Here is a 22239-nt window from a genome sequence, read left to right on the forward strand (position 1 = left end):
CTGACAACTGACACAATGCTTCACTGACAACGCTTCAGTGACGGAGGTGTTATGAGAAAACAGGAAATTGACTTTATTCTTACCAGGATGCTGGATGCCTACAGCAGTGTGTCCGATCTGAACATTACTGTGGGCAAGCCGTTTCAGGTGGAGAGCGCGGGTCAGCTCGTGGGAGTTGATCTGGATCCGCCTTTTGAAGAACTGACACCCTTTCAAACCGAAATTTTCTCGCTGAACCTGGTGAACGGGGACCGCCGCCTCACAGAGACGCTTTTGAAAGAAGGCTCCTGCGACTCGGCTTATGCGCTTCCGGGCAAGGCCCGTTTCCGGGTGAATATTTTTTCCCAGCGGAGCAAATACTCCATTGTTCTCCGGCAGCTTTCAACCAAAATTCCCAGCTGTAAAGACCTGAATCTTCCTGAACCGTTTTATAAAATGGCCCAGGAAAAAAACGGTATTATTTTTGTCACGGGATCCACAGGAAGCGGAAAATCAACATCTTTGGCCGCGGTTCTCAATGAAATGAACGAGACCAAAGCAGCCCATATCGTGACCCTTGAGGATCCTGTGGAATTTTCGCATCCGCATAAAAAGGCAACATTTAATCAACGGGAAATGGGAAATGATTTTGATACCTTTGCCAGCGGTCTCAGGGCTGCCCTCCGCCAGGGACCCAAAGTGATTCTCATCGGTGAGATGCGTGACAGGGAAACAGTGGATATCGGTCTCAGCGCTGCTGAAACCGGCCATCTTGTCGTAAGCACGCTTCATACAGTGGACGCGGGCCAAAGCATTGACCGTATCCTCGGTATGTTCAGTATAGAAGAAGAGAAACAAATACGCATCCGGCTTGCAGGTACGATTCGCTGGATTGTATGCCAGAGACTTCTTCCCAAGGTGGGAGGCGGAAGAGTGGCGGCTTTTGATATCATCGGAAGCAATATGCGGATCAGAGACACGATCCTGAACGGAGAGTCCGAAGGAAAGACGTATTACGAGATCCAGCAGGCGAGCAAAAGCTTCGGCATGGTCACCTTTGATGATCATATGATAGAGTTGTACGAAAAAGGGCTTATCACTGAGGAGACGGCTCTGGCTTACTGTTCGCGTAAGGGAATTGTGGGCCGGGGAGTTGATATGGTCAAAAGTAAGCGCGGTGAGGCCACCACTGATATTGAAAATCTGGAAATGGATATGTCATAGGAGAGAATAATTTATGGATGTTGTATGTGATAAGTGCCAAAATAAATTCAATATCCCTGATAAAAAGCTTGAAAAAATTCCCGAAGGAAAGGTTTTCACAGTTCCCTGTCCTAAATGCAAAAATAAAATCTCGGTCAGGAAAGAACCTGCAGATGCTTCACCGGATAAGCAACCTCCGGTCAAAGCTGAAAAAACGGCTCCTCCCCCGGAGCCGCCCCCCTCTGAGCCGCCCCCGGATGACGATGATGCCAATGGTGACGATGATGCTTCATCAGGTAATCCGTTTGATTTCCTGGAAGAAGGAACGAAAACCGCTCTCTTGTGTGAGGGAGACGCGGCTGTAAGGGCTAACATCAAGGCTGTATTGGAAAAAATGGAATACCACACATCAGAGCCGGCGACCCACCGGGATGCTCTCAAGCAAATGCGCTTTCATGACTTTGACCTTGTGCTGCTAAATGAACGATTCGGTACCCGGGATCCGGATGTGAACCATGTTCTCAAGCATCTGGAACAGCTCCCTATGGTCACGCGGCGTGATATGTTTATTGCGCTTATTTCCGAACGGTTCCGCACCATGGACAATATGATGGCGTTCAATAAGAGCGTCAATCTTATTATCAACGCTAAGGACATTAATAATATGGAGAAGGTCCTCAGACGCGGTGTGAACGACAATGACGCTTTTTATCGGGTTTACAAAGAATCACTGAAAAAGATAAAAGGTTAAAATCGAAAAGGACTGAATTTGATATGGAATATACCTGCACTGACTATCGAACAGAAATGATTCTTCTGGGCTTGGAAAGACGACTGAATCAGGAAGATCTGAGCGAAGAAGAAAGACGTGCCATTCTTTCGGAAATCCGGAAGCTTGAGGAAAAAATGGGACTTGATTAATTGCGGAAGTGAGAAGTGAAAAATTCTGACAGCCGCTGTCATGTTTCATTGTGACCGCAGGGTCATGTCCGTTTAAGGTCTCAGATAACAATAAAATATATCTGAAAAAATACAACGGACTCAACATTTTATTTTGGAAAATTTAATATGAATATTATTGAAATTGCCCCCGGACTCTCACTTATCCCGCTGGATCAGGATATTCCCGGATTCGGTTCTTTTATCGGCTCGTGGCTTTATAAGGGCGAAAAGACGTTTTTGGTGGATGTCGGACCTGCCGCGACTGTCCCCCTGCTCATCAGGGCTTTGGAATCTGTGGGCGTAAAATCACTTGATGCGATACTTCTGACCCATATCCATATTGATCACGCCGGAGGAATCGGAGACCTTGTCTCCCGGTTCCCTGACACACCTGTTGTTTGCCATAATTCCGGTATCCCTCATCTTAGCGATCCCTCCCGCCTGTGGAAAGGAAGCGTGAAAACCCTCGGTGATGTTGCCCGAAGCTACGGACCCATCCGGGCTGTCCCGGGAGCGTTGCTTCGTGATGCTGCTCAGTTTCATGATCACGGAATCAAGTGTTTTATGACTCCGGGACATGCGCCCCATCACGTCAGCTATCTCATTGGTTCCTATCTTTTTGCAGGCGAGGCAGGCGGATGTTACAGTGAACTTCCTGACGGCACTTTCTGTTTAAGACCGGCCACGCCCCCCCGATTTTTTCTGGAAACAAGCATCCTAAGCATAGATACACTGATGGCTGTTCCCCATGACCTCCTTTGCTATGGTCATTTCGGTGCCACAAGAAAAACCCCTCAGCTTCTTAAAATTCACAAACGCCAATTAGTTGAATGGGCTGATATTATTCGGAGACAGATGCAGTTTGATCAGGGACAGAATCTTGTGGAACACTGTATGAAACTGCTGCTAAGAAAGGACCCGCTGCTTGCCGGATGGAATGAAATGGATCCCCAAGCTCAGGAGCGGGAACGCTTTTTTTTCCGCAACAGCATACGAGGCTTCATAGGATACCTTAAAGAAAAAGAGAAGTGAGAAGTGAGAAACAGATCTGTAACTCTCAATTCTCAATTCTCAATTCCTTATGTCCTCATTTTTTCATAAATAATGCGGAGTCCTTCCAGGGTAAGGGTGGAATCCACGATTTCAATGGTCTCGCAAACATTCGCCATGAGCGGCGCAAGTCCCCCTGTTGCAATAATTCGGGGAGAGGTTTTCATTTCCACGCCCATGCGGCGGACTATCCCGTCAACAAGACCTGCATATCCATAAATAATACCGGCTTTTATACTTCCCGCGGTATCTTTGCCAATCACTTTTTCAGGGGCTGAAAAAATTTCAACTCTGGGCAGCTTGGAGGCATTTTTGAACAGCGCTTCGGAGGCGATCATAATTCCGGGACTGATGGCTCCGCCAAGATATTCCCCTTTTTCCGAAATCGCGTCAAAAGTTGTGGCAGTGCCAAAATCTATTACAACAAGGCTGGCTTTATATTTATCATACGCGGCAACAGCATTGACAATCCGGTCTGCCCCCACTTCAGCGGGATTGCTGTAACGTATTGGCATTCCCGCGACAGTTTTGGCGTCAACCCAGTACGGCTCATGGTTCAGATATTTACGACAGAAAGAATCTAAAATGCTCATCATGGGCGGGACAACACAGGAAATGATTGTCTTGTGAACATCTTCGGAACTCATGCTGCTTCCTGCGAAAAGAGATGTTGCAAGGACATAAAACTCATCTTCTGTTGAATTCCTTTCTGTGCGTATTCGCCAGTCTTTCACCATCTGTTTGCCATCATAGATACCCATTACGGTGTTTGTGTTTCCGACATCAATAACAAAGAGCATAATTAACATTCCCTGATTGTAAAGGTTTTTGCAAAAAAGCTTGTCTGAAGGTATGTTTTGATTATATCATCATAATGATATGTCAAAGGGTTGGCTTTTTTCCTTGCATGATATTTCAATATGGATTAGTAAATAACACTTATTGAGTGTATCATTTTTCACCTGAATTTTCTTCCCTAAAGAATATTTCAAACAGAAACAATATGTCAGCATATTTGATGAGGCAGGTGATTGTCAACACTGTTTTTTAAGAAAGTGTCAGGTGTTAAGTGTTAAGTGTTAAGTGTTAAGTGTTAAGTGTTAAGTGTTAAGTGTTAAGTGTCACAAAAGACTCTGGGCTTTTTATGTTTCGTTGCGAACGCAGAGTCATGACCGTTATAGAGAATTTAACAAGAAAGGAGACCAGGAAAAAATGAAAGGATTATGGTCATGGTTTGGCAATCTTAATCTCAAGTTCAAGCTTCTTATTTTTGCCCTTTTGCTCAGTCTTGTGCCCATCATTGTTGTTACCTATCTTCTGAACAGCTCTTCGGCAGAGGCGATTACTGAGGGTTTTAAAAACAGGGTTCAGGCCATCCGGGATTCTCGCGTGGCGCATATTTCTGACTGGTTCGAACAAATGGGAACAGAGGCAAGATATCTGGCCGGAACCCGTCGGGTCGCTGATGCTGCTCAGAAGCTGGCCCCATTGTTCAGAGAATTGGGAGAAACAGGCGCACGCGCGGCTATCGGAGATATTTATTCAGAATCCCCTTTTCATAAGGCATATCGGGAAGCAGAACCCACTTTCAAACAGTTTGCGGAAAATTACGGATTACATGATATTCATTTAATTGACAATGATGGTAATATCTTGTTGACTGCGGCCAGGCGTGCGGATATCTTCACAAATCTTACGTCAGGTCCTTATTCCAATTCCAACTTGGCAAAACTTTTTCAAAAGGTCAAACGAGCCCCCGCAGCCTATGTGGAACTGGGTCTTTTTGAGTTTTACCAGCCAGCCAACAATGTGGAGGTATTCATTGCATCTCCGATTCTGGCAGGCGGAACCCATGTGGGTATTCTTGCTTTTCAGCTTCCTTATGAGGAAATGAATAAAATTCTCCAGGAACGCCAGGGGCTGGGAGAAACAGGTGAATCATACATGGTCAACCTTGGCGATCTTCTTATGCGTTCTGATTCCCGGTTCTCTTCTCAGAGTACGATTCTTAAACAAAAAGTGGATACCGAACCTGTGAGACGCGCTGCAAGAGGGGAAACAGGAATTATAATTGCAAAAGATTACCGAGGTGTCGAGGTCATCTGTGCTTATCAGCCGTTTGAAATATTGGGGATAAAAGAGGCGATTCTTACAAGTATTGATTTGGAAGAGGCAATGATACCCGTTGCCGAGATGGAACGGACAGCTTTCTTTATTGCAATAATGACCATTGTACTGGTCGTTGTTCTTGCATTGTTTATGGCAAACCTGCTTGCCGGGCCGATTACCCGTATTGCAGTAATGATCAACAAGATTGCCACAGAACGAGATTTCACCCTTGAAATTCCCATTGAATATGAGGATGAGATCGGTAATATGGCCGCGGAGGTCAACGCACTGATGCGAGTCCTGAATAATGCCTTCGTCATGGTGGATGACAGCGCCCGAAAAATAGATGAAAACGCCAGTGAAGTGTTCCAGCGTGCCTCTGCCAACAGAGAACGTGCTGAAAATCAGGAAAAAGAAGTCATAGAATCAGAAAAGATACTCAAAGCAATGGGAGCCACTGCGGGTGAAGTTCAGAAAGCCTCCTACGCTCAGAGGGATGCTGCAAATTTGTCCAGTCAGCATATCGGAGAGTTTGTGGAAGCATTGGATAAAGTGGAAGATGCTTCCAAAGGCCAGGCCAATGAGGTGGCGGTTGCCACGGACCGGGTTGTCGCCATGGGTGAAACCGGTGCTATTGTTGTGGCTACGGCAGGAAAACAGGGTGAAGCAGTGGCAAAAGTAACCGCGGCTGTTGATGAATTTGCAAGGGCTGTGGAAGAAATGACCCAGATTGCGGTTCGGTCCACAGAGCATGGAAGACAGGTTTTGGAGGCTGCAAATGAAGGAACATTGTCAGTCAACGCGACCGTTGAAGGTATGCGGGCCATTGCCGAATCTTCGGATCAGATTTCAGAGATCATTTCCGTAATCACTGAAATTGCAGAGCAGACCAACCTGCTTGCGCTTAATGCTGCCATTGAGGCGGCCCGCGCAGGCGCTCATGGTAAAGGATTTGCCGTGGTCGCGGATGAAGTCGGAAAACTTGCCCAGCGTTCCTCCGAAGCTGCCAAGGAGATCACCCAGCTGATTAAAGATTCCGCAACCCGTGTTACCGAAGGAACAAATCTTACAGATCAGTCCGCATTTGCCTTGCAGAAAATCGCCCAGGGCGGTGAGGTCAACATGCAGGCCATTGAAGAAATTTCCAGAACCTCGGATATCCTTACCAAAGGGACCCGCAACATCCACAGCATGATGCAGGAACTTAACACACTTGCCCAGGAAATCGCATCTCATGCCGGACAGCAGGGTGCTCGTCGTGAAGCAGCGCAAAAGGCCCTCTCAGTGGTGGAACAGAATGCCCAGACCATTGTTGAACTGGTTACAGAAGCTGACAAAGGCGCTGCCTCTGTCAGTGATGAAATGCAGACAATTGTCAAACGTACCGGAGAGATGGAACAAATGACCGATCTTCAGGCTGAAAGATCGAAAAATGCGTCCGGAATCGCCGCAAGACACGTCGAGGGGTCACGTTCAACAGTGGAAGGCGCGGGCAGGGTTGTAGGCATTTCAAAAGAACTACAGACACTGTCGCAATCACTCGCCAGAGAGGTAAGCCAGTTCAAACATTCTGGCGACGCTGAAAAAAAGCTTGTGAAAAAATAAAAGGGTGTTAGGTGTTAGGTGTTAAGTGTCAGGTGTTAGGTGTTAAGTGTCAGGTGTTAAGTGTTAGGTGTTAGGTGTTAAGTGTTAGGTGTTAAGTGTTAAGTGCGGGTGTCCGGTGCAGGCGTCAGGTGTCAACAATTTTATTTTTCCTGACACCTAACACCTAACACCTAACACCTGGGGTGTCTAAAAATGCCGTTTTTTACCATTATTTTTTACCCGATTTTTGTCCCGGGTTCGCTTCGGCAGGTTCAGCGAACGGCAGCCGCCGTGCCCTGAGCCTGTCGAAAGGCACGATTCAGAAGATAATCCAAAAAGCGGGCAAAGAAAATTAGCTGATTTAGACAGCCCACCTAACACCTAACACCTAACACCTAACACCCTGACACCTGACACAAATTTTAAGGAGAGCTTCTGATATGGATCAAGCTTATTTAAACCAGAGGGCGGAGCCGTCTGAAAAAGATCAGGTCATGCAGTTGGTGGGCTTTGTCATCGGTAAGGAACAATTTGGGGTTGATATCCTTTCGGTACAGGAGATCATCCGGTCGGCTTCTATCACTGCTGTCCCGAATTCTCCGGATTTCATTGAAGGGGTCATCAATCTGCGGGGAAGTATCATACCGGTCATAGACCTGCGCAAACGGCTTAATCTGCCCCTGAAAAAAAAGGAAGAAGGATCAGCAACCTGGATTCTTATTATTAATGTGGATGAGCGGGTCACCGGTTTTATTGTGGATTCAGTCACAAAGGTGCTTAAAATACAGACAAAGACCATTGAGCCACCACCTGATATTGTTGTGGCAGGATTAAAAAGCCAATATATTCATGGGGTGTGCGAGATTGAAAACGGTCTTCTCATCCTGTTGGATTTCAGCAGAATTTTGCAAATAAAAGAAATAAAAAAACTCAAAGACTTTGATGAAGACTGAGGACTCTCGTTCCCAGGCTCCGCCTGGGAACGCGTCTTCAGAGGCTCTGCCTCGTATATGTTAGTACGACCGATGATTCTTGTGAAATGCCACGCGAGGCAGAGCCTTTACTCTCGTTCCCAGGCTCCGCCTGGGAACGCGTCTTCAGAGGCTCTGCCTCGTATATGTTAGTACGACCGATGATTCTTGTGAAATGCCACGCGAGGCAGAGCCTTTACTCTCGTTCCCAGGCTCCGCCTGGGAATGCGTCTTCAGAGGCTCTGCCTCGTATATGTTAGTACGACCGATGATTCTTGTGAAATGCCACGCGAGGCAGAGCCTTTACTCTCGTTCCCAGGCTCCGCCTGGGAATGCGTCTTCAGAGGCTCTGCCTCGTATATGTTAGTACGACCGATGATTCTTGTGAAATGCCACGCAAGGCAGAGCCTTTACTCTCGTTCCCAGGCTCCGCCTGGGAATGCGTCTTCAGAGGCTCTGCCTCGTATATGTTAGTACGACCGATGATTCTTGTGAAATGCCACGCGAGGCAGAGCCTTTACTCTCGTTCCCAGGCTCCGCCTGGGAACGCGTCTTCAGAGGCTCTGCCTCGTATATGTTAGTACGACCGATGATTCTTGTGAAATGCCACGCAAGGCAGAGCCTTGGGGTATGCGTTCCCAGGCGGAGCCTGGGAACGAGTAAACGAAATTGCAAGGGGGGAAAATGGGTAAGCGTATTCTGATTGTTGACGATTCTTCCATAATGAGGAAAATGGTGAGAAAAAATCTGGAATCCGGAGGTCATACGATTGTCGGAGAGGCAAAAAACGGCAGGGAAGCTGTGAAACTTTACCGGTCTTTAAATCCGGATGTCGTAACTATGGATATCACCATGCGCGAAATGGATGGTTTCACGGCTGCCGAATATATTCGAACATATGACAACAATGCCCAGATTATCTTTCTTTCCAATCTGGACAAGGAAAGATACAGCGATAACGCAAAACGTCTCGGAGCGCTGGGGTATCTCAGCAAACATAAGACAAAAGAAATACTGACCCTTCTTAGAAGCTGATAACTTATTGTTATTCAGGTAAAAACCTCCGACGATCTCGCAATTTGCCTGATCTCGTTTCCACATGAAGCGTGGAAATGATAGGGAAACATTGCGGGAACGGGGGAAAAGCATTTCGGGAACGAAGAAAGGCCGTTTTACTGAAAATAAAAACCTGTGAAGACTTCCGAATTTTCTGAAATCTCGAAGGTCTGAATACGATTTTATAATTTTCTATATAATGAAAAAAAAATTACTGATCGTTTTTTTACTGTTTATTTTTGTACTTTTGTCCGTAAGCGGATATATAATTTTCGAGCTGGGAAATGATCATCTGTATCAGGAAATCTCGATAAGCATTACCAGCCAGTTATCTGAACATGAACAGCATAATTTTGACATGTCCGGAGTCATCCTCATTCTGACCCGTTTGCGGAATCATATGATATTCGTAATGGCTGTAGTATTATTATTTGTCATTTTCACAATGTTTTTTTTCATTCGCAATATTATGAAACCGTTGGACGACATGGCAAAAGCAGCCAAAAAAATGGCGGACGGCCGTTTGGATGAAATAATTCCTGTCCGAACCCATGATGAAATTGGTAAAATCGGAGAACGAATTAATGATCTTGCGATGAATTTGCAGGAAATCCTGCTTCATATCTGGAGTCACACCACCTGTTCAAAAGCGATTCTTGATCAAATTGATGAAATCATTCGTTCTCAGAAAAGCCGGCCAACTGAGGATTGTTCCTCCGGTATTCCTTTGCAACTTCAGGAAGATGTGCAATCCGTGCGAGAGAATATCGAAGATATGCAGGACATGGTGCAGTCATTTGACGCATTTTATGATATCCGGCTCAAGGATGGGAAAATAGTTGAAACTTGAAACTTAAAACTCGAAACACTGAACCCGTGCCCGAATAAGTATTAATTTCAAGTTTCAAGTTTCGAGTTTTAAGTTTCAAGTCTCAAATTAAGGAGAATATCACAATGGATTTATCACTGCTTCAAGATTTTATTGCCGAAGCTGAAGAGCTTCTTGAAGAAATGGAAACCAATCTGCTTCAGTTGGAAGAAGAACCTGGCAACCAGGAAGTTCTTAATGATATCTTCAGATCAGCCCATACAATTAAAGGGATCGCCGAATATCTGGGGATGGAAAAAATCGCCGGTCTTTCCCACAAGCTGGAAAATCTGTTGGAAATCCTCCGGCACGGGGGGATGTCTCCGGACAGAGAGATCATTGACATACTCATTGATTCAAGAGATCGCATCGCCATGCTGAGTGATGATCTGGAACGCACACAGACAGAAAAAACAGAAATCGGAGATCTGATTGAACGCATTGACCAGCTGTCTGCCAAAGCAAGTGACGAAGAAGTAAAAAATCAGGAATATGGTCAGTTAGTTGAAAAAAATGGGGAAACGGAATTCTCAGCGGCCACCGGCGTTGCAGACGAAGCAGTTACTCCCCCGAAAACGCCGGTGGATGAACAGGTCTGTCATGATATTGACATGGAGAAGGCTAGTCAATATTACGATGATCTTAAAGTGATTTTATACGAGATGGGCCGGGGCGATATCAATGATGAAAAAAAGACTCGGGTCATTGATATTATCAGACAGTTTATTCAAATATCAGAGTGTACGGGAAGGGATGATCTTACAAAAAATCTTGAGAACCTGAGAAATCAGGCTATGGTTCTTTCCTTTCCCGATGATGCAAATGATATGCTTGCTGATTTGCATCGTTTTATGAGGTTCTTACTTCCGGAATCATATATTGAAGAACCGACATCTGAGGCAGTGTCTCAGGAAAACAGAATCGAACCAGAGGAAACCGACGCGGTGTCCCCCGATTTTTGGGACGGAGAAGCGCAAACAGAAATCGGGGATGATGAGACGTATGAAGAAGAATATGACGATGAGTTGTTTGATATATTCCTCCAGCATATGAAAGACAATCTGTCTTTGTTAAACGTCCAAATTGGCGAGCTGGGCCGTTCAGAGAATAAAACGGAAATCCTTGACCAAAGTCTCATATATATTAACAGCCTTCGTTCTTCGGCCAACTATATGGATTATAAAAAGCTTGTCCGAATTTATGATCAGTGGACTGAAGATATTAAAGTCATTCAGGAGAAGCTGTCCCTGGGAGAGGAAATTTCTTTTGGCTATTTCACAGGGCCGGACATAGAATCGGGCATGATGGTCTATATTGACCAAATCGTAAGACGCTTTCCCAAATACGATATAGGAGCAGATTTAAAACCTGTGTCCCCTGAAACAGAGACTGTTCAGGAGGACAAAGGGCTATCTGATGGTGATCAGAAAGATGAGGTATTATCTTCTGATCTCCCGGCACTTGAAAACACGGAATTATCTCCTCCTGAGACCTCTGAAACAGAGATGTCTTCTCCAGAAGCCCCGGGTGATACAGAAGAAGAAATTTTATTCCCTCCCGGAATTCTGGATGAAATCGAAAAAGATGATTTGTCTTCTGCGGATGTTTCGAAAGCTGAAGATGCTGCTGATGAGGGAGAGGAAAGTTTGTTCCCGCCCGGAATTCTGGATGAAATCGAAAAAGATGATTTGTCTTCTGCGGATGTTTCGAAAACCAAAGATTCTGGCCAGGCTGAAACAGACGATCTGACCGCTGCGGAAGCCTTGGCTGATGAGGGAGAAGAACATTTGTTTCCGACCGAAATTCCGGATGAAATCGAAAAAGATGACTTGTCTTATGCGGATGTTCCCAAAATGGAAGCAGAAGAAGAACCGGACGATGCTCCTGATTATCAGGGGCTTTTTGATGAGCTGGATGATGTTTTTGATTCAGTGGCAGAACTGGCGGAATCCCCTGAATCCGATCCCGAACTTTATCAGGGAGATTTGGAAGCCAAACTCTCTGATTCAACTGCGGAGATTGAAATTCCGAAAGCAGAAACTGAAGTCCGGGTTGTTCCCGAAGCACCCCGAGAAAAGATTTCAGGCTCGGATCCTCTGCTTATTTCTGAAATCATTGAAAAAGAGACGGGTCTTGCTGAAACGGTTCAGACAGACGGAGAAGCCCGTGTCCGGAAAACTGATTTTACAGCACCTCCGACAGAGAAAGTTCTGAAACACAGCCTCCGGGTGGATGCGGGAAAGATAGATTCCCTCATGAATCAGGTGGGAGAACTGGTTGTGAGCCGCGCATGGTTCTCCCAGTTATACAGAGAAATGAAAGAATTACAGCGCCATCTGCACGAAAATATCGGTCTGGATCAGAGAGAAATGAAGCCGGTCCGGTCCCTCACGTTCAAGCTCAGTGAGGCGACTGTGGCGCTGGGCCGGGTGGCAAATGAATTGCAGGAAGGGGTGATGAAGGTAAGAATGCTGCCCATTGCACAGTTGTTCAACCGATATCCCAGGCTGGTACGAGACCTTGTTCATAACACAAATCAAAAAAAGAAAGTCCGTCTGGAAATTGTCGGAGAAGAGACCGAGCTGGATAAAATGGTGATTGAGGAGATATCTGACCCCCTTATTCATATTATTCGAAACGCGGTTGATCACGGATGCGAAACAACTGAAAAGCGTCGGAAATCAGGCAAGCCCGAAGAATGCATATTAAAACTTGAATCTTACCATGAAAGCAATCATGTGGTCATCGAAATCTCAGACGACGGAAGAGGAATTGATCTGGAACTTATAAAGCAGAAAGCTCTGGAAAAAAATTTTTTCTCCCAGGATGAACTGGATCGGATGGCTCCCAGGGAACTGATGAGCGTCATTATGAAGCCCGGTTTCTCCACCACGACTCAGGTCAGCAAGACATCGGGCCGCGGTGTGGGCATGGATGTGGTGAAAAAAAATGTGGAAAAGCTGAACGGAACCATAGAAATCGACTCGAAAGCAGGCGTGGGCACACGCTTTCGCATAAAAATTCCGCTGACCCTGGCAATTATTCAGGCCTTGCTGGTGAGAGTCGGCTCTGATATTTTTACTATTCCCCTTGCCGCGGTCGAGGAGACGCTTCGGATTTTTGAACATGACATTTCCATGATCGAGGGGGTTGAGGTGATTCATCTTCGTGACAGCACCCTGTCCTTACTCCGATTATCAGAGATATTCAATATTGATCCGGAAACCCAGGATGCCCATAAGGCGTTTGTGGTTGTTGTCAACACAGGCATGAGGCGGATGGGGCTTGTGGTGGACGCCCTGATCGGCCAGGAGGAAACAGTGATAAAACCGCTTGTGGATTATTTACAGGAAAACAGCGGCTTCTCCGGGGCCACAATTCTGGGGGACGGGCGGATATCTCTGATTTTGGATGTTTATGAGCTCATTAATATCTCCATTAGCAGACAGGAAAAAAAGAAAGGAGACATATCTGCTTTAGGAGGGACGGACCGGCACAGTGTTCTTTTAGACGCGCATGAACATGGGACAATCCATTAGCACAGCCCGCGATGCAGGAGAAAACTCATTTTTTTAACCATAAGTTCAGAGGAGTGCAAAGGATCCGCGTCTGCTCTGTTTTTGCACTCCTCGGGATTATCGTCGGAAAGATATGCCTGAAAACCGACTTTTTTGCCAGACTGTAAGTTTGGCACTCCCAAGCGACAACGCTTTTCCCTGACTGTAAAAATACCGATCATCGGGTGTCAGCAACTATTCAATCCTTTCATACCTCCTCATCACCTCAAGAAAACGTCCGAGCAAAGGTGTTGCTTTCTCTTTTTGCCAGACCATTGAAATTTCCACTTTCGGAAGTTCGTCGGCAACAGGACGATATACCACGCCTGGCCGGCGGAGGTTTGCCGAAGATGCAGGAACAAATGCGATGCCTATCCCTGCGGCCACCAGTGCAATGGAGGTTTGCTTTGTCACTGCTTCCTGGGTGATGTTGGGAGTGAACCCGGCGACTTCACAGCTTGCAATAATACCGTCATAAAGTTCCGGCTGAATATTTCGGGGATATATGATCACGGGGATATCTTTAAGGTTCGCCAGTGACACACGCTGTTTTTCAGCCAGCGGATGATCATATGGCAGGGCCAGCACATAAGGTTCCCTTATTAATACCCGGGCCCTGAGTGTTCCGATATCATGATGAAACAGGCGCATGAAGCCCACCTGTATTCTGCCAGAATGCAGGGCATCAAACTGGGCGTTCGTGCTGAGTTCATTCAGTGAGAGAGTCACTCGCGGGTAAAGTCTCCGAAATTCCCGAACCGCTCCCGGAAGGAAGGCGTCCATGGCCGGCCCTGCAAATCCTGCTGCTATTCTGCCTGTATTTCCCTTGGCCGTGCTTCTGACCATTTCTGTCGCTGTTTTTATTTTTTCAAGAATCAATTTCGCCTCCTCAAGAAAGATGTATCCGATCTCGGTCAGTTTGAGAGATCGGCTGGTCCGGTAAAAAAGCTGGACTCCAAGCTCATCTTCAAGGTTGCGAATCTGCATACCCAGGGGCGTCCGGAAGATATGCACGCGCTTCTCGGCCCGCCTGGAACGCAATTCCTCTGCTACTGTAACGAAATATTGTAATTGTTTTAGTTCCATAATCAGTATCTGTATCATATCAGTCATGCTATGAAAATATATTTGACATATTTTTGTTCTTTTTCTATATTTTTAATCTGTTCTGCTGATAAAAGATGAAACAGAACCTTACCGAGCATCAGCAGATCAAAAAGGTTTTCAGGCCCCCGCGGGGCAGGCAGGAGGAACGGAAAAAAAACGGGTTTTTCCGCTGTCCTGCGCACAGCCCGGAAACTTTTCGATTTGCTGAGGATGAATTATAAGTACCCCATGAGTTTTTGCTGATTGTAACGGATTTTGGGGAGGCCCGGGGTTTTTTCCGCGGTATCGGGCAATATGACAGCGGACAGGAGGATGAGACGGATGTCCCTGCCCGGAATATCCGGTAAATCCTTAAATCCGATGTCATATTCGCGGGCCTCCCCCGAATCCGTTATAATCAGAGTTTTTGATATTTGCCCGGGGAAGAAACCCGGCTTTTTTTCCGGAATGATTCACTGACCCTGAAGGAAAAAGCCGGGTTTCTCCGCCGCTCGCAGAAAAAAAATGGATAAAAAACTTTTGATCAGGTACTTACAGGAGAAAAAAATGGATAAAAGCGAACGTTATAAAACAGGATGGGACCACTTAAAATTGCTTGATGCGGCCGGGGCGGAAAAAGTATGCCGGAGCCTTAATGATATTGCACCGGATATGGAACGCTTCATCGTTGAATTTGCTTATGGTGATATTTACAGTCGTCCGGGGCTTGATCTCAAATGCAGACAGATCGCCACAATTGCCGCCCTGACAGCCATGGGAAATGCGGAACCTCAGCTCCTTTTTCACATCAATGCCGCACTCAATGTGGGATGCAGTCCCGAAGAAATCGTTGAAATTATGTATGCCACCACTGTATTCTCCGGTTTTCCTGCCGGTCTGAACGGTATCGCGGCGGCCAAAGAGGTCTTTGAAACCCGGGGCATCACAGTAAAACAAGAACAAAAAGCATCCTCCGGAGAAGAGTCAAGACGCGAGCGCGGTCTCAGAACCTTGGCGGCCGTGAGCCATGATTCCGGTAAAAAGGTATTTGACAGCCTCGCGGACATTGCTCCGGATATGGCGGAATTTATCATTAACTTTTCTTACGGAGATGTGATTTCACGTGAAGGACTTCCTTTGAAGCTGAAAGAAATTGCAATTCTCGCTGTCTGCGTCGCCAGAGGAACCATGACTCGGCAGTTTAAGCTCCATGTGCAGGTGGCCCTGAATGTCGGATGCACCCGGGAAGAAATTGTTGAGCTGATCATGCAGATGGCCGTATATTCGGGCTTTCCATCGGCGATAAACGGGCTGATTGCCGCTCGTGAAATCTTTGAGGCAAACCGGAAATAACCCCGGAGTGTGAAAATCATTTGGGTGCGGCTCCTTTGGGTTGAGTCAGAAGTTCAATTATATAAAGAGGACAGAAGCTGTTTCGATTGACTTCTGCAAATATGCCGCCCCTGCGGGGCTTTTGTCGCATACGCATCAAGCTAAAAATTTTTTTAAATAAAAATTGGATCATTATTCGCATTACCGGATTCGTCGGGCGGAAAGCTCTTCATATATGGTATTCTTTCCTCCAAAAGCTGACGCGTAGTTTTCCTTTTTTTTGTTTGCAAAGGCGCTTTGACATAACTCTTCCCAGCTCCTCGAAAAGTTTTCCGAGACGGCCTGTGCGAATCGCCTTCGCCAGACGGTCCTTCCGCATCAGCCAGCTGATCACCTTGTGAAAACTCGCCGCTTTTTTCAGATACCTGTATGCGTACCATGAGGCGTGGCCGCAGATCATTGTCACAATGGTCACGGCTGCCAGTCTGCCGTGGAAAAAATCTGATTATAACAGATTTAGGGGAGGGGCGATCAGGCCCTGTAAGGTCGGCATATTTGTAGCAGCAGGTTTGCATGCCCCCTGCCAAGCCCGCGGGGGCGGCATATTCGCAACAGATTTGTTATAAATATGCCGTCCTTACGGGGCTTGGCAGGGAGACTCCTTGCTTGTAAGGCAGAGCCTCGTAACGAGAGAAAAGCGTATCAGAAATTAAAAACAGTTCCGGCCGAAGCCATCTCAAAACGATCTCCAAAATGTTTTGCCAGTTCAACAGCCGCTTTCATGCCGGTACAGTGAGACACGCCGATCAGATCAATGGAAAAACCTTCAAGCGTGTCTATGATACGGGGAATATCTTTTGTTTCCGAATACATAAGATGGGTCCCGCCCATGACAGCAGTGAGTTCGGAGATTTTCATTTCCTCTCGGACATAATTCAGGATATTCAGAATTCCGGAATGCGCACATCCCAGAATCAGAATCGGCGATTTTTCTCCCTCAATGAGCAATGTGGCGTCATCTTTAATCAAATCCGGAGCAAAATACTCTCCCTCGGGTATGACGAGCCGGAAGTCATTCGGAACCAGTTCGGGGTCCCGTTCCGTGTCGGTGATAAACCAAAGACCCGGGGCAATTTCATGGGTATGATCAATAAAATTAAAACAGGCCCCCAGACCTTCCAATTCCTTCCGGGTATGTGGACAACCGACATACCGGGGAACTTCGTCAACAGGCATTTTGAAATTCGAATTTTGAAATTCGAATTTATTTTTCAATGCCATGTGTTCGCAAAACATATCCGGATGCGCCACGACTTCTATCTCACCTGTCTGTTCAATTGCCCACTTAAGCCCACCGGTGTGGTCATAGTGGCCGTGACTGATGATGATTTTGTTCAGACCGTTTAAATTTTTGTCTAATCGTTTGATATTATGGGGAAGTGACGCGCCGGGACTGGTGTCAAACAGGTATTTTTCATCCCCTCTCTCAATTAAAACGCTGAAACCATGTTCCCCGATCAATCCGGATTTGCTGACAGTATTCTCAGCTAATATGGTAATGGTCATTTTCATTGTTGACATTTCTCCTTAAAAATGGTGTCTGAATACCATTCTCTTTTAGATGTTAAGATTATCGTTTTGAATGAAAATTAGCAGATCAAAAATGCGTTCCTCTGAGACGACAGAGTGTCTCAGCACTGACAGTTAAAAGATTTATAACAGAACAGAAAAGAATTTGCCACAAAATTTATATGAAAGTGTCAGGTGTTAAGTGTTAAGTGTTAGGAAAAACAGTGAAACTTTCATCATTCGTTGTGACCGGCAGTTCATGCCCGTTTATATAAAAGTGTCAGGTGTTAAGTGTTGAAAAAAATGTAAAACTTTCATGTTGCATTGCAACCGACAGGTCGTGGGCTTTTATAAATCGTCAGCAGAGACCGCATCAGGGCGGAACTAAAAACTTTTTCGATCTGCTGACAGTTGCCTTTCCGGGTCCTGATGGAAAAGAACAGGCGACCCCCTTCAGTAGGAGGAGAAAAATGTTTTTTTACAAAAGTGAAATCCCTTACAACTAGCTGAACACAGCCGGGTAACTCATTTCCTGGTTCGGGATTTTTTTAATATTTTGGAGAAATATTATGTCGAATATATTTTATGTCGGAATTGATCTGGGAACAAGTCGGACATCCATTGCCACGTCAACAGGCAAACGGTTGTCCGCGACAACTTGCGTGGGATATCCGAAAGATATCATATCAAAAAAACGATTTGGCAAAGCATATCTCCTCGGAGAAGAAGCATTGGACAACCGGCTGGGTCTCAATATGGTCTGGCCCCTTGCCGAAGGGGTGATTCGTGCGGATGAAAGAGCAACCGAGGCCACAGGGCTTATTCTCAGACACATCATCGCGGAGGCGCTTTCTGATAAGCAGGAAGCGGATGAAATATATGCGGCCATCGGTGTTCCGGCCCAGGCCAGTTTCAATAACAAGCGGGCGATTATTGATATCACCGAAGATTTTATTGATAAAATTCTCATTGTCAGCGAACCCTTTGCAGTCGCATATTCCATTGACAGGTTTGATGAAACCCTGATTGTGGATATCGGCGGCGGAACCACGGACTTATGCCGGATGCACGGGGCCATTCCTGATGAAGCAGATCAGATGACGCTTAAAATCGCGGGAAATTATCTTGATGACAAGATTACAAAAGCTATTCTCGAAAAATTTCCTGATGTGCAGCTCACCCCCCGGATTATAAGACGTATAAAAGAGAAGTATGGTTATGTTTCTGATGTTTCAGAGCCAGTGAAAGTCCCTCTCACAGAAAATGGGATTCCCTCTGAGTATGATATTACAGAAATTCTCAGGGAATCGTGTTTAAAACTCACTCATCCGATCTGTGAGGCCATACAGAAACTTGTTGGCACATTTGATCCGGATTTTCAGGAGAAGCTTCGTAACAACATTATTATCGCAGGGGGCGGGTCCCGTCTGAAAGGGATAGACCGGGCCATAGAGAAAAGTCTTCAGGTCTATGGCGGAGGAAACGCCGCGACAGTACAGGACGCGGAATACTGCGGAAGCATCGGCGCATTAAAAATGTGCATGGAAATGCCCGAAGAATATTGGGAAAAGATATAATTATCCGGTGTTATAAAAGAATTAATGTTTTAAATCAAAAAAATAAAAAACTTACAGACTTTGGCCGCCTCCCCTGAATCCATTATCATCAGAAATCGTTAAGGGTGAAGGCCTCCGAGGTTTTCAAAATCTCGGAGGTCTTTTACCCATCAGATTTATTGCGCTCAGGTGCCGCGGAGATTTCTCTGGTAGAGATTGGATGAATATGAACCCACTTTAATCCTTAACAGACGGCCACTGTCGTGCTTCCGGATTTTATAAAATCAAGGGATGAGAACTGAACACCGGAGATATCCTAATTCTCAATTCTCAATTCTCAATTTTCAATTATTTCAGTTTGCGAGGATATGAAACGCGTTCCTGTTCATCAATGACAACAACGCCCTGTTTGATCAGGTTCCGCAAAATGGTTTCCGGCCTGACTTCGCCCTGTCCTCTGCAAAAGGATTTAATACTGTTGGATAACGCTATTTTCTTTGCAGGACGGTTTTTTGCGGTTTGCAAACACGTTGAAAAGTATTTCTCAACCGCGTCTTTGTTTGATAAACGAACCGGGGGTTTTCTGATCTTCCCTTTGGCTCCTGAATCGGACTTGGTTGTAACACTCGCAGCTCTGCCGTTAATGCGCTTCACTTTACGATCTGCGCTTCGCAGCATTTCAGCCACATAATCCAAATCAGAATCCTGGGAAAAAATAAGAAACTCCGTGTCCGGGGGCATTTCAGCCGCCAGTTTTCCCGCCCAGAACGCCAGCCCGAAATCCGCGGCATTCTTCCCATTCTTCTTCATTCGCACAATTTCCAATTTGCCTTCGCTCATGGCCGAAGCAAGAAGCGGGATCAGACTCAGGTGAACTTTGGGATCACTGCCGCCGTAACACCCGATGATTTTTGAAAAATCGCCGAGGGTCCGGGGCAGTTCCTCAATCTGATTCGGACAGTTGTCAATATCAATCAGTAATGCGCTTGAACGTTGATTTTCGCATAACTTCAATTCAATCCATCGGCTCGTTTTCCATAAGATTCCAGACACCGCACGGACAAGCCTGCGCACAGAATCCGCACCCGATGCATCTTGTTTCATCCACATCATATCTGAATTCACCGTTTTCCGTCTCCTGTCTGCTGATTGCTGACTGAGGACACACCGTCACACACAAACTGCAATCCCTGCATGTGCCGCAAGACGAACATTGTGACCCGCAGTGATCCATATCGTTAAATTCCGTTATCCTCGGATCAAAATATTCCAGTGTCACCCGGGCGCGGTCAATCATCTCACGGCGATGGTCTGAGGGGCGTCCGCTTTTAAAAATGTCCATAATGGCCCGGGCCGCTTTGCGGCCGGCCCCGATGGCATCTGTCAGAAGTCCCGGTCTGACCACATCTCCGATAGCGAAAACCTTGGGATCCGTGGTCTGATAATATTCGTTTACTTTGACAAATCCCCGTTCAGTTTCCACATTTTCCGGAAGAAATTCAATATCCGGGGCATCTCCGATGGAGATGACAACCGTATCCGCAGGCAACATTTCGCCGCTATCAAGTTTTACGCCCTGTTTGGTGATTTCTTTGGTAAATACCGGCCATCTGAATTTCGCGCCCGCGGCCTCGGCCGCGTCCCTTTCATGACCAAAGGACAAAGGTTCCTGAATATCCAGAAGCGTGATATCTTTGGCCCCGAGCCGGTGAGCTTCCGTGGCAACGTCGCAGCCCACATTCCCCGCACCGATGATGACCACTCTTTTTCCCGGCCGGATATTATTTGCTTTTGCCTGTGAAAGAAACTCAAGGGCAGGTATCATTCGCTCGTTTCCGGGAACAGGGGGAATTCTGGGTTTCTGCGCGCCTGCCGCGATAACAATAAAATCAAAATCTTGCTGAAGCTTTTCCACGTCATGACGTTCAAGACGTTGCTGAAGATGAACATGAGGAATGACTTTTCTGATTCTTTCCAATTCTGTTGAGATGACTTCATCGGGAATACGGCTCCCCGGAATTACAGACGTTATTTTTCCGCCCAGCTTTTTTGCCATATCATAGACGATTGCCTTATGCCCATTCTGGCGGAGCTGCCAGGCCACGGAAATGCCTGCGGGGCCGCCGCCGATGATGGCAATACGTTTCCCGCTCTCCAGAGGGAGGCTCGGAAGCTCTGCCTGAATGCTTGCTTTTCCCAACTGGGTCACGTCAACCGGCGTCATGGATGCGGATTGCCGGGTACATGCCTGCATACAGAGATTGGGGCAGAGATATCCGCAGACTGACGCGGGAAAAGGGGTATAGGAAAGCGCGAGATCAACCGCCTCATCCACACGGCCCTCCCGTATGAGACGCCATCGCTCCTGAACCGGAATCCCCGTGGGACAGGTTGCCTCACACGGGGCCATGTATTTCCGATTTTCCCACACTGGCACAAAACGTCGTAAGTCCCCTGTGGTAATGAGGGGGATGGGACTTGTGTCCATATCGGTCAGATCGCCAATCAGTCCGCCCCTGCCAAGTTCTTTGTTCCAGACTTGTTCTCGGAAAGATGCCATGGAACGGGTCTGACGGGAAATCTTTTCGCTGGCTGTCCGGGCAGCCAGCAGTTGCCACTCTTTCCGATCTGAGAGCTTTTGAAAAAGTTCGGGCTGGGCAATGCGTTCCAGATAGCGTCTGAGGTTTTCTAACAGCCAGAGCCAGTCTTCGTCCATGATGGGAATGAGTTTCGCGTCATTCTGGCTGAATCCCTCATGGGGACCGCGGAAGAAAACCTTACCGCCCACCATTCCCACAAAAGGGCGATACCCCAGGACATTGTTCGGATTCTGAGATTTATGTCCGCAAATGACCGCGATGCCGCCCGCCATGAATTCACCAAAATAATCTCCGGCTGACCCCAGGACCCAGAGTTCCGGAGGATCAAAACGGGGATTATGTTTGGTCATGGTCATTCCCCGGGCACCGATATTTCCGGAAATATAAATTTTTCCCTGGGACATGGCATTTGCCGCGCCGTTTGCCGCGCTCCCGTGAACCACAATGGTTGCGCCCGCGTTCAGCCATCCCACATCATCGGAAGCCGGCCCGAAGACATCTATAAACGTATTGGGAAAGCCCATGGACCCCGTGCGCTGTCCTGAATGCCCCGTTATTTTTACACAAACATTCTGATTGTTCGCTTTCCAAAGCCGCCCCCCGATGCCATGCTGACCAAAAGCTTCAACCTCCAGATGCCTGTATCCCCGTTCAACAGCATCCTGAATTTTTTCCTCCAGAACACGGGAATCAAGACGTATTTCATTTCTTTTGCCTGAAATTACGTAATATTGTTCTTTATTCATTCAGTTTCTCCAAATCAGTTATCAGTTATCA

General features: G+C 46.6%; 17 protein-coding genes. 11 read left to right on the forward strand and 6 right to left on the reverse strand.

Annotation, left to right across the window (positions count from 1 at the left end; translation table 11 throughout):
- Positions 1-51 precede the first annotated feature (51 nt).
- The 4 genes from dnm_RS26545 to dnm_RS26560 all read left to right on the forward strand — a co-directional run bounded on the left by dnm_RS26545 (position 52) and on the right by dnm_RS26560 (position 3156).
- Positions 52-1203 carry a type IV pilus twitching motility protein PilT gene (locus tag dnm_RS26545; protein ID WP_207679902.1) on the forward strand — a complete coding sequence of 384 codons (1152 nt, stop codon included), beginning with the start codon at positions 52-54 and terminating at the stop codon, positions 1201-1203.
- 13 nt (positions 1204-1216) lie between these two features.
- Positions 1217-1933 carry a hypothetical protein gene (locus tag dnm_RS26550; RefSeq protein ID WP_207679903.1) on the forward strand — a complete coding sequence of 239 codons (717 nt, stop codon included), beginning with the start codon at positions 1217-1219 and terminating at the stop codon, positions 1931-1933.
- A gap of 23 nt (positions 1934-1956) precedes the next feature.
- On the forward strand, positions 1957-2103 hold the full coding sequence (locus dnm_RS26555) for a hypothetical protein (RefSeq protein ID WP_207679904.1): 147 nt from the start codon (positions 1957-1959) through the stop codon (positions 2101-2103).
- Between the two features lie 147 nt (positions 2104-2250).
- A complete protein-coding gene (locus tag dnm_RS26560) occupies positions 2251-3156 on the forward strand; it encodes an MBL fold metallo-hydrolase (RefSeq protein ID WP_207679905.1) in 906 nt (301 codons plus the stop codon).
- 47 nt (positions 3157-3203) lie between these two features.
- Here the strand turns inward: dnm_RS26560 and dnm_RS26565 are convergent, their stop codons facing one another.
- On the reverse strand, positions 3204-3974 hold the full coding sequence (locus tag dnm_RS26565; protein ID WP_207679906.1) for a type III pantothenate kinase: 771 nt from the start codon (positions 3972-3974) through the stop codon (positions 3204-3206).
- 412 nt (positions 3975-4386) lie between these two features.
- Between dnm_RS26565 and dnm_RS26570 the strand changes: the two genes are divergently transcribed.
- The 5 genes from dnm_RS26570 (at position 4387) to dnm_RS26590 (ending at position 13301) form a co-directional block, all read left to right on the forward strand.
- Positions 4387-6888 (forward strand): methyl-accepting chemotaxis protein, encoded by a 2502-nt coding sequence (locus tag dnm_RS26570; protein ID WP_207679907.1) that lies wholly within the window; start codon positions 4387-4389, stop codon positions 6886-6888.
- A gap of 419 nt (positions 6889-7307) precedes the next feature.
- Entirely contained in the window at positions 7308-7820 is a 513-nt protein-coding gene (locus dnm_RS26575) for a chemotaxis protein CheW (RefSeq protein ID WP_207679908.1), read from the forward strand.
- A gap of 702 nt (positions 7821-8522) precedes the next feature.
- On the forward strand, positions 8523-8873 hold the full coding sequence (locus dnm_RS26580) for a response regulator (RefSeq protein ID WP_207679909.1): 351 nt from the start codon (positions 8523-8525) through the stop codon (positions 8871-8873).
- A 220-nt stretch (positions 8874-9093) separates the two neighbouring features.
- Positions 9094-9744 (forward strand): HAMP domain-containing protein, encoded by a 651-nt coding sequence (locus dnm_RS26585; RefSeq protein ID WP_207679910.1) that lies wholly within the window; start codon positions 9094-9096, stop codon positions 9742-9744.
- A 104-nt stretch (positions 9745-9848) separates the two neighbouring features.
- A complete protein-coding gene (locus dnm_RS26590; protein ID WP_207679911.1) occupies positions 9849-13301 on the forward strand; it encodes a chemotaxis protein CheA in 3453 nt (1150 codons plus the stop codon).
- A 213-nt stretch (positions 13302-13514) separates the two neighbouring features.
- Here the strand turns inward: dnm_RS26590 and dnm_RS26595 are convergent, their stop codons facing one another.
- Positions 13515-14423 carry a LysR family transcriptional regulator gene (locus dnm_RS26595; RefSeq protein WP_207679912.1) on the reverse strand — a complete coding sequence of 303 codons (909 nt, stop codon included), beginning with the start codon at positions 14421-14423 and terminating at the stop codon, positions 13515-13517.
- Between the two features lie 549 nt (positions 14424-14972).
- Here dnm_RS26595 and dnm_RS26600 point away from each other — a divergent pair.
- Complete coding sequence (locus dnm_RS26600) at positions 14973-15758, forward strand: carboxymuconolactone decarboxylase family protein (RefSeq protein ID WP_207679913.1); 786 nt, start codon at positions 14973-14975, stop codon at positions 15756-15758.
- 208 nt (positions 15759-15966) lie between these two features.
- On the opposite strand, the gene dnm_RS26605 is transcribed toward dnm_RS26600, so the two are convergent.
- Both dnm_RS26605 and dnm_RS26610 read right to left on the reverse strand, forming a co-directional pair.
- Entirely contained in the window at positions 15967-16212 is a 246-nt protein-coding gene (locus dnm_RS26605) for a hypothetical protein (RefSeq protein ID WP_207679914.1), read from the reverse strand.
- Between the two features lie 227 nt (positions 16213-16439).
- Positions 16440-17318 carry an MBL fold metallo-hydrolase gene (locus dnm_RS26610; RefSeq protein WP_207679915.1) on the reverse strand — a complete coding sequence of 293 codons (879 nt, stop codon included), beginning with the start codon at positions 17316-17318 and terminating at the stop codon, positions 16440-16442.
- Positions 17319-17875: 557 nt separating this feature from the next.
- Here dnm_RS26610 and dnm_RS26615 point away from each other — a divergent pair.
- Positions 17876-18883, forward strand: coding sequence for a rod shape-determining protein (locus dnm_RS26615; RefSeq protein ID WP_207679916.1), 1008 nt, complete (start codon positions 17876-17878; stop codon positions 18881-18883).
- A 327-nt stretch (positions 18884-19210) separates the two neighbouring features.
- Here dnm_RS26615 and dnm_RS26620 read toward each other — a convergent pair whose 3' ends face one another.
- Complete coding sequence (locus dnm_RS26620; protein ID WP_246556104.1) at positions 19211-19966, reverse strand: PIN domain-containing protein; 756 nt, start codon at positions 19964-19966, stop codon at positions 19211-19213.
- Entirely contained in the window at positions 19878-22208 is a 2331-nt protein-coding gene (locus dnm_RS26625) for an FAD-dependent oxidoreductase (protein WP_207679918.1), read from the reverse strand. The genes dnm_RS26620 and dnm_RS26625 overlap by 89 nt, the downstream gene beginning before the upstream one ends.
- Positions 22209-22239: the final 31 nt, after the last annotated feature.

This window comes from Desulfonema magnum, assembly GCF_017377395.1.
Lineage (GTDB): Bacteria > Desulfobacterota > Desulfobacteria > Desulfobacterales > 4be13 > Desulfonema_C > Desulfonema_C magnum.

Coding starts and splice junctions, on each gene's coding strand:
- dnm_RS26560 (WP_207679905.1), top strand. CDS start 2,251: ATGAATATTATTGAAATTGCCCCCGGACTCTCACTTATCCCGCTGGAT.
- dnm_RS26620 (WP_246556104.1), bottom strand. CDS start 19,966: ATGAAACAAGATGCATCGGGTGCGGATTCTGTGCGCAGGCTTGTCCGT.
- dnm_RS26565 (WP_207679906.1), bottom strand. CDS start 3,974: ATGCTCTTTGTTATTGATGTCGGAAACACAAACACCGTAATGGGTATC.
- dnm_RS26575 (WP_207679908.1), top strand. CDS start 7,308: ATGGATCAAGCTTATTTAAACCAGAGGGCGGAGCCGTCTGAAAAAGAT.
- dnm_RS26585 (WP_207679910.1), top strand. CDS start 9,094: ATGAAAAAAAAATTACTGATCGTTTTTTTACTGTTTATTTTTGTACTT.
- dnm_RS26600 (WP_207679913.1), top strand. CDS start 14,973: ATGGATAAAAGCGAACGTTATAAAACAGGATGGGACCACTTAAAATTG.
- dnm_RS26570 (WP_207679907.1), top strand. CDS start 4,387: ATGAAAGGATTATGGTCATGGTTTGGCAATCTTAATCTCAAGTTCAAG.
- dnm_RS26610 (WP_207679915.1), bottom strand. CDS start 17,318: ATGTCAACAATGAAAATGACCATTACCATATTAGCTGAGAATACTGTC.
- dnm_RS26550 (WP_207679903.1), top strand. CDS start 1,217: ATGGATGTTGTATGTGATAAGTGCCAAAATAAATTCAATATCCCTGAT.
- dnm_RS26580 (WP_207679909.1), top strand. CDS start 8,523: ATGGGTAAGCGTATTCTGATTGTTGACGATTCTTCCATAATGAGGAAA.
- dnm_RS26615 (WP_207679916.1), top strand. CDS start 17,876: ATGTCGAATATATTTTATGTCGGAATTGATCTGGGAACAAGTCGGACA.
- dnm_RS26625 (WP_207679918.1), bottom strand. CDS start 22,208: ATGAATAAAGAACAATATTACGTAATTTCAGGCAAAAGAAATGAAATA.
- dnm_RS26595 (WP_207679912.1), bottom strand. CDS start 14,423: ATGATACAGATACTGATTATGGAACTAAAACAATTACAATATTTCGTT.
- dnm_RS26545 (WP_207679902.1), top strand. CDS start 52: ATGAGAAAACAGGAAATTGACTTTATTCTTACCAGGATGCTGGATGCC.
- dnm_RS26555 (WP_207679904.1), top strand. CDS start 1,957: ATGGAATATACCTGCACTGACTATCGAACAGAAATGATTCTTCTGGGC.
- dnm_RS26590 (WP_207679911.1), top strand. CDS start 9,849: ATGGATTTATCACTGCTTCAAGATTTTATTGCCGAAGCTGAAGAGCTT.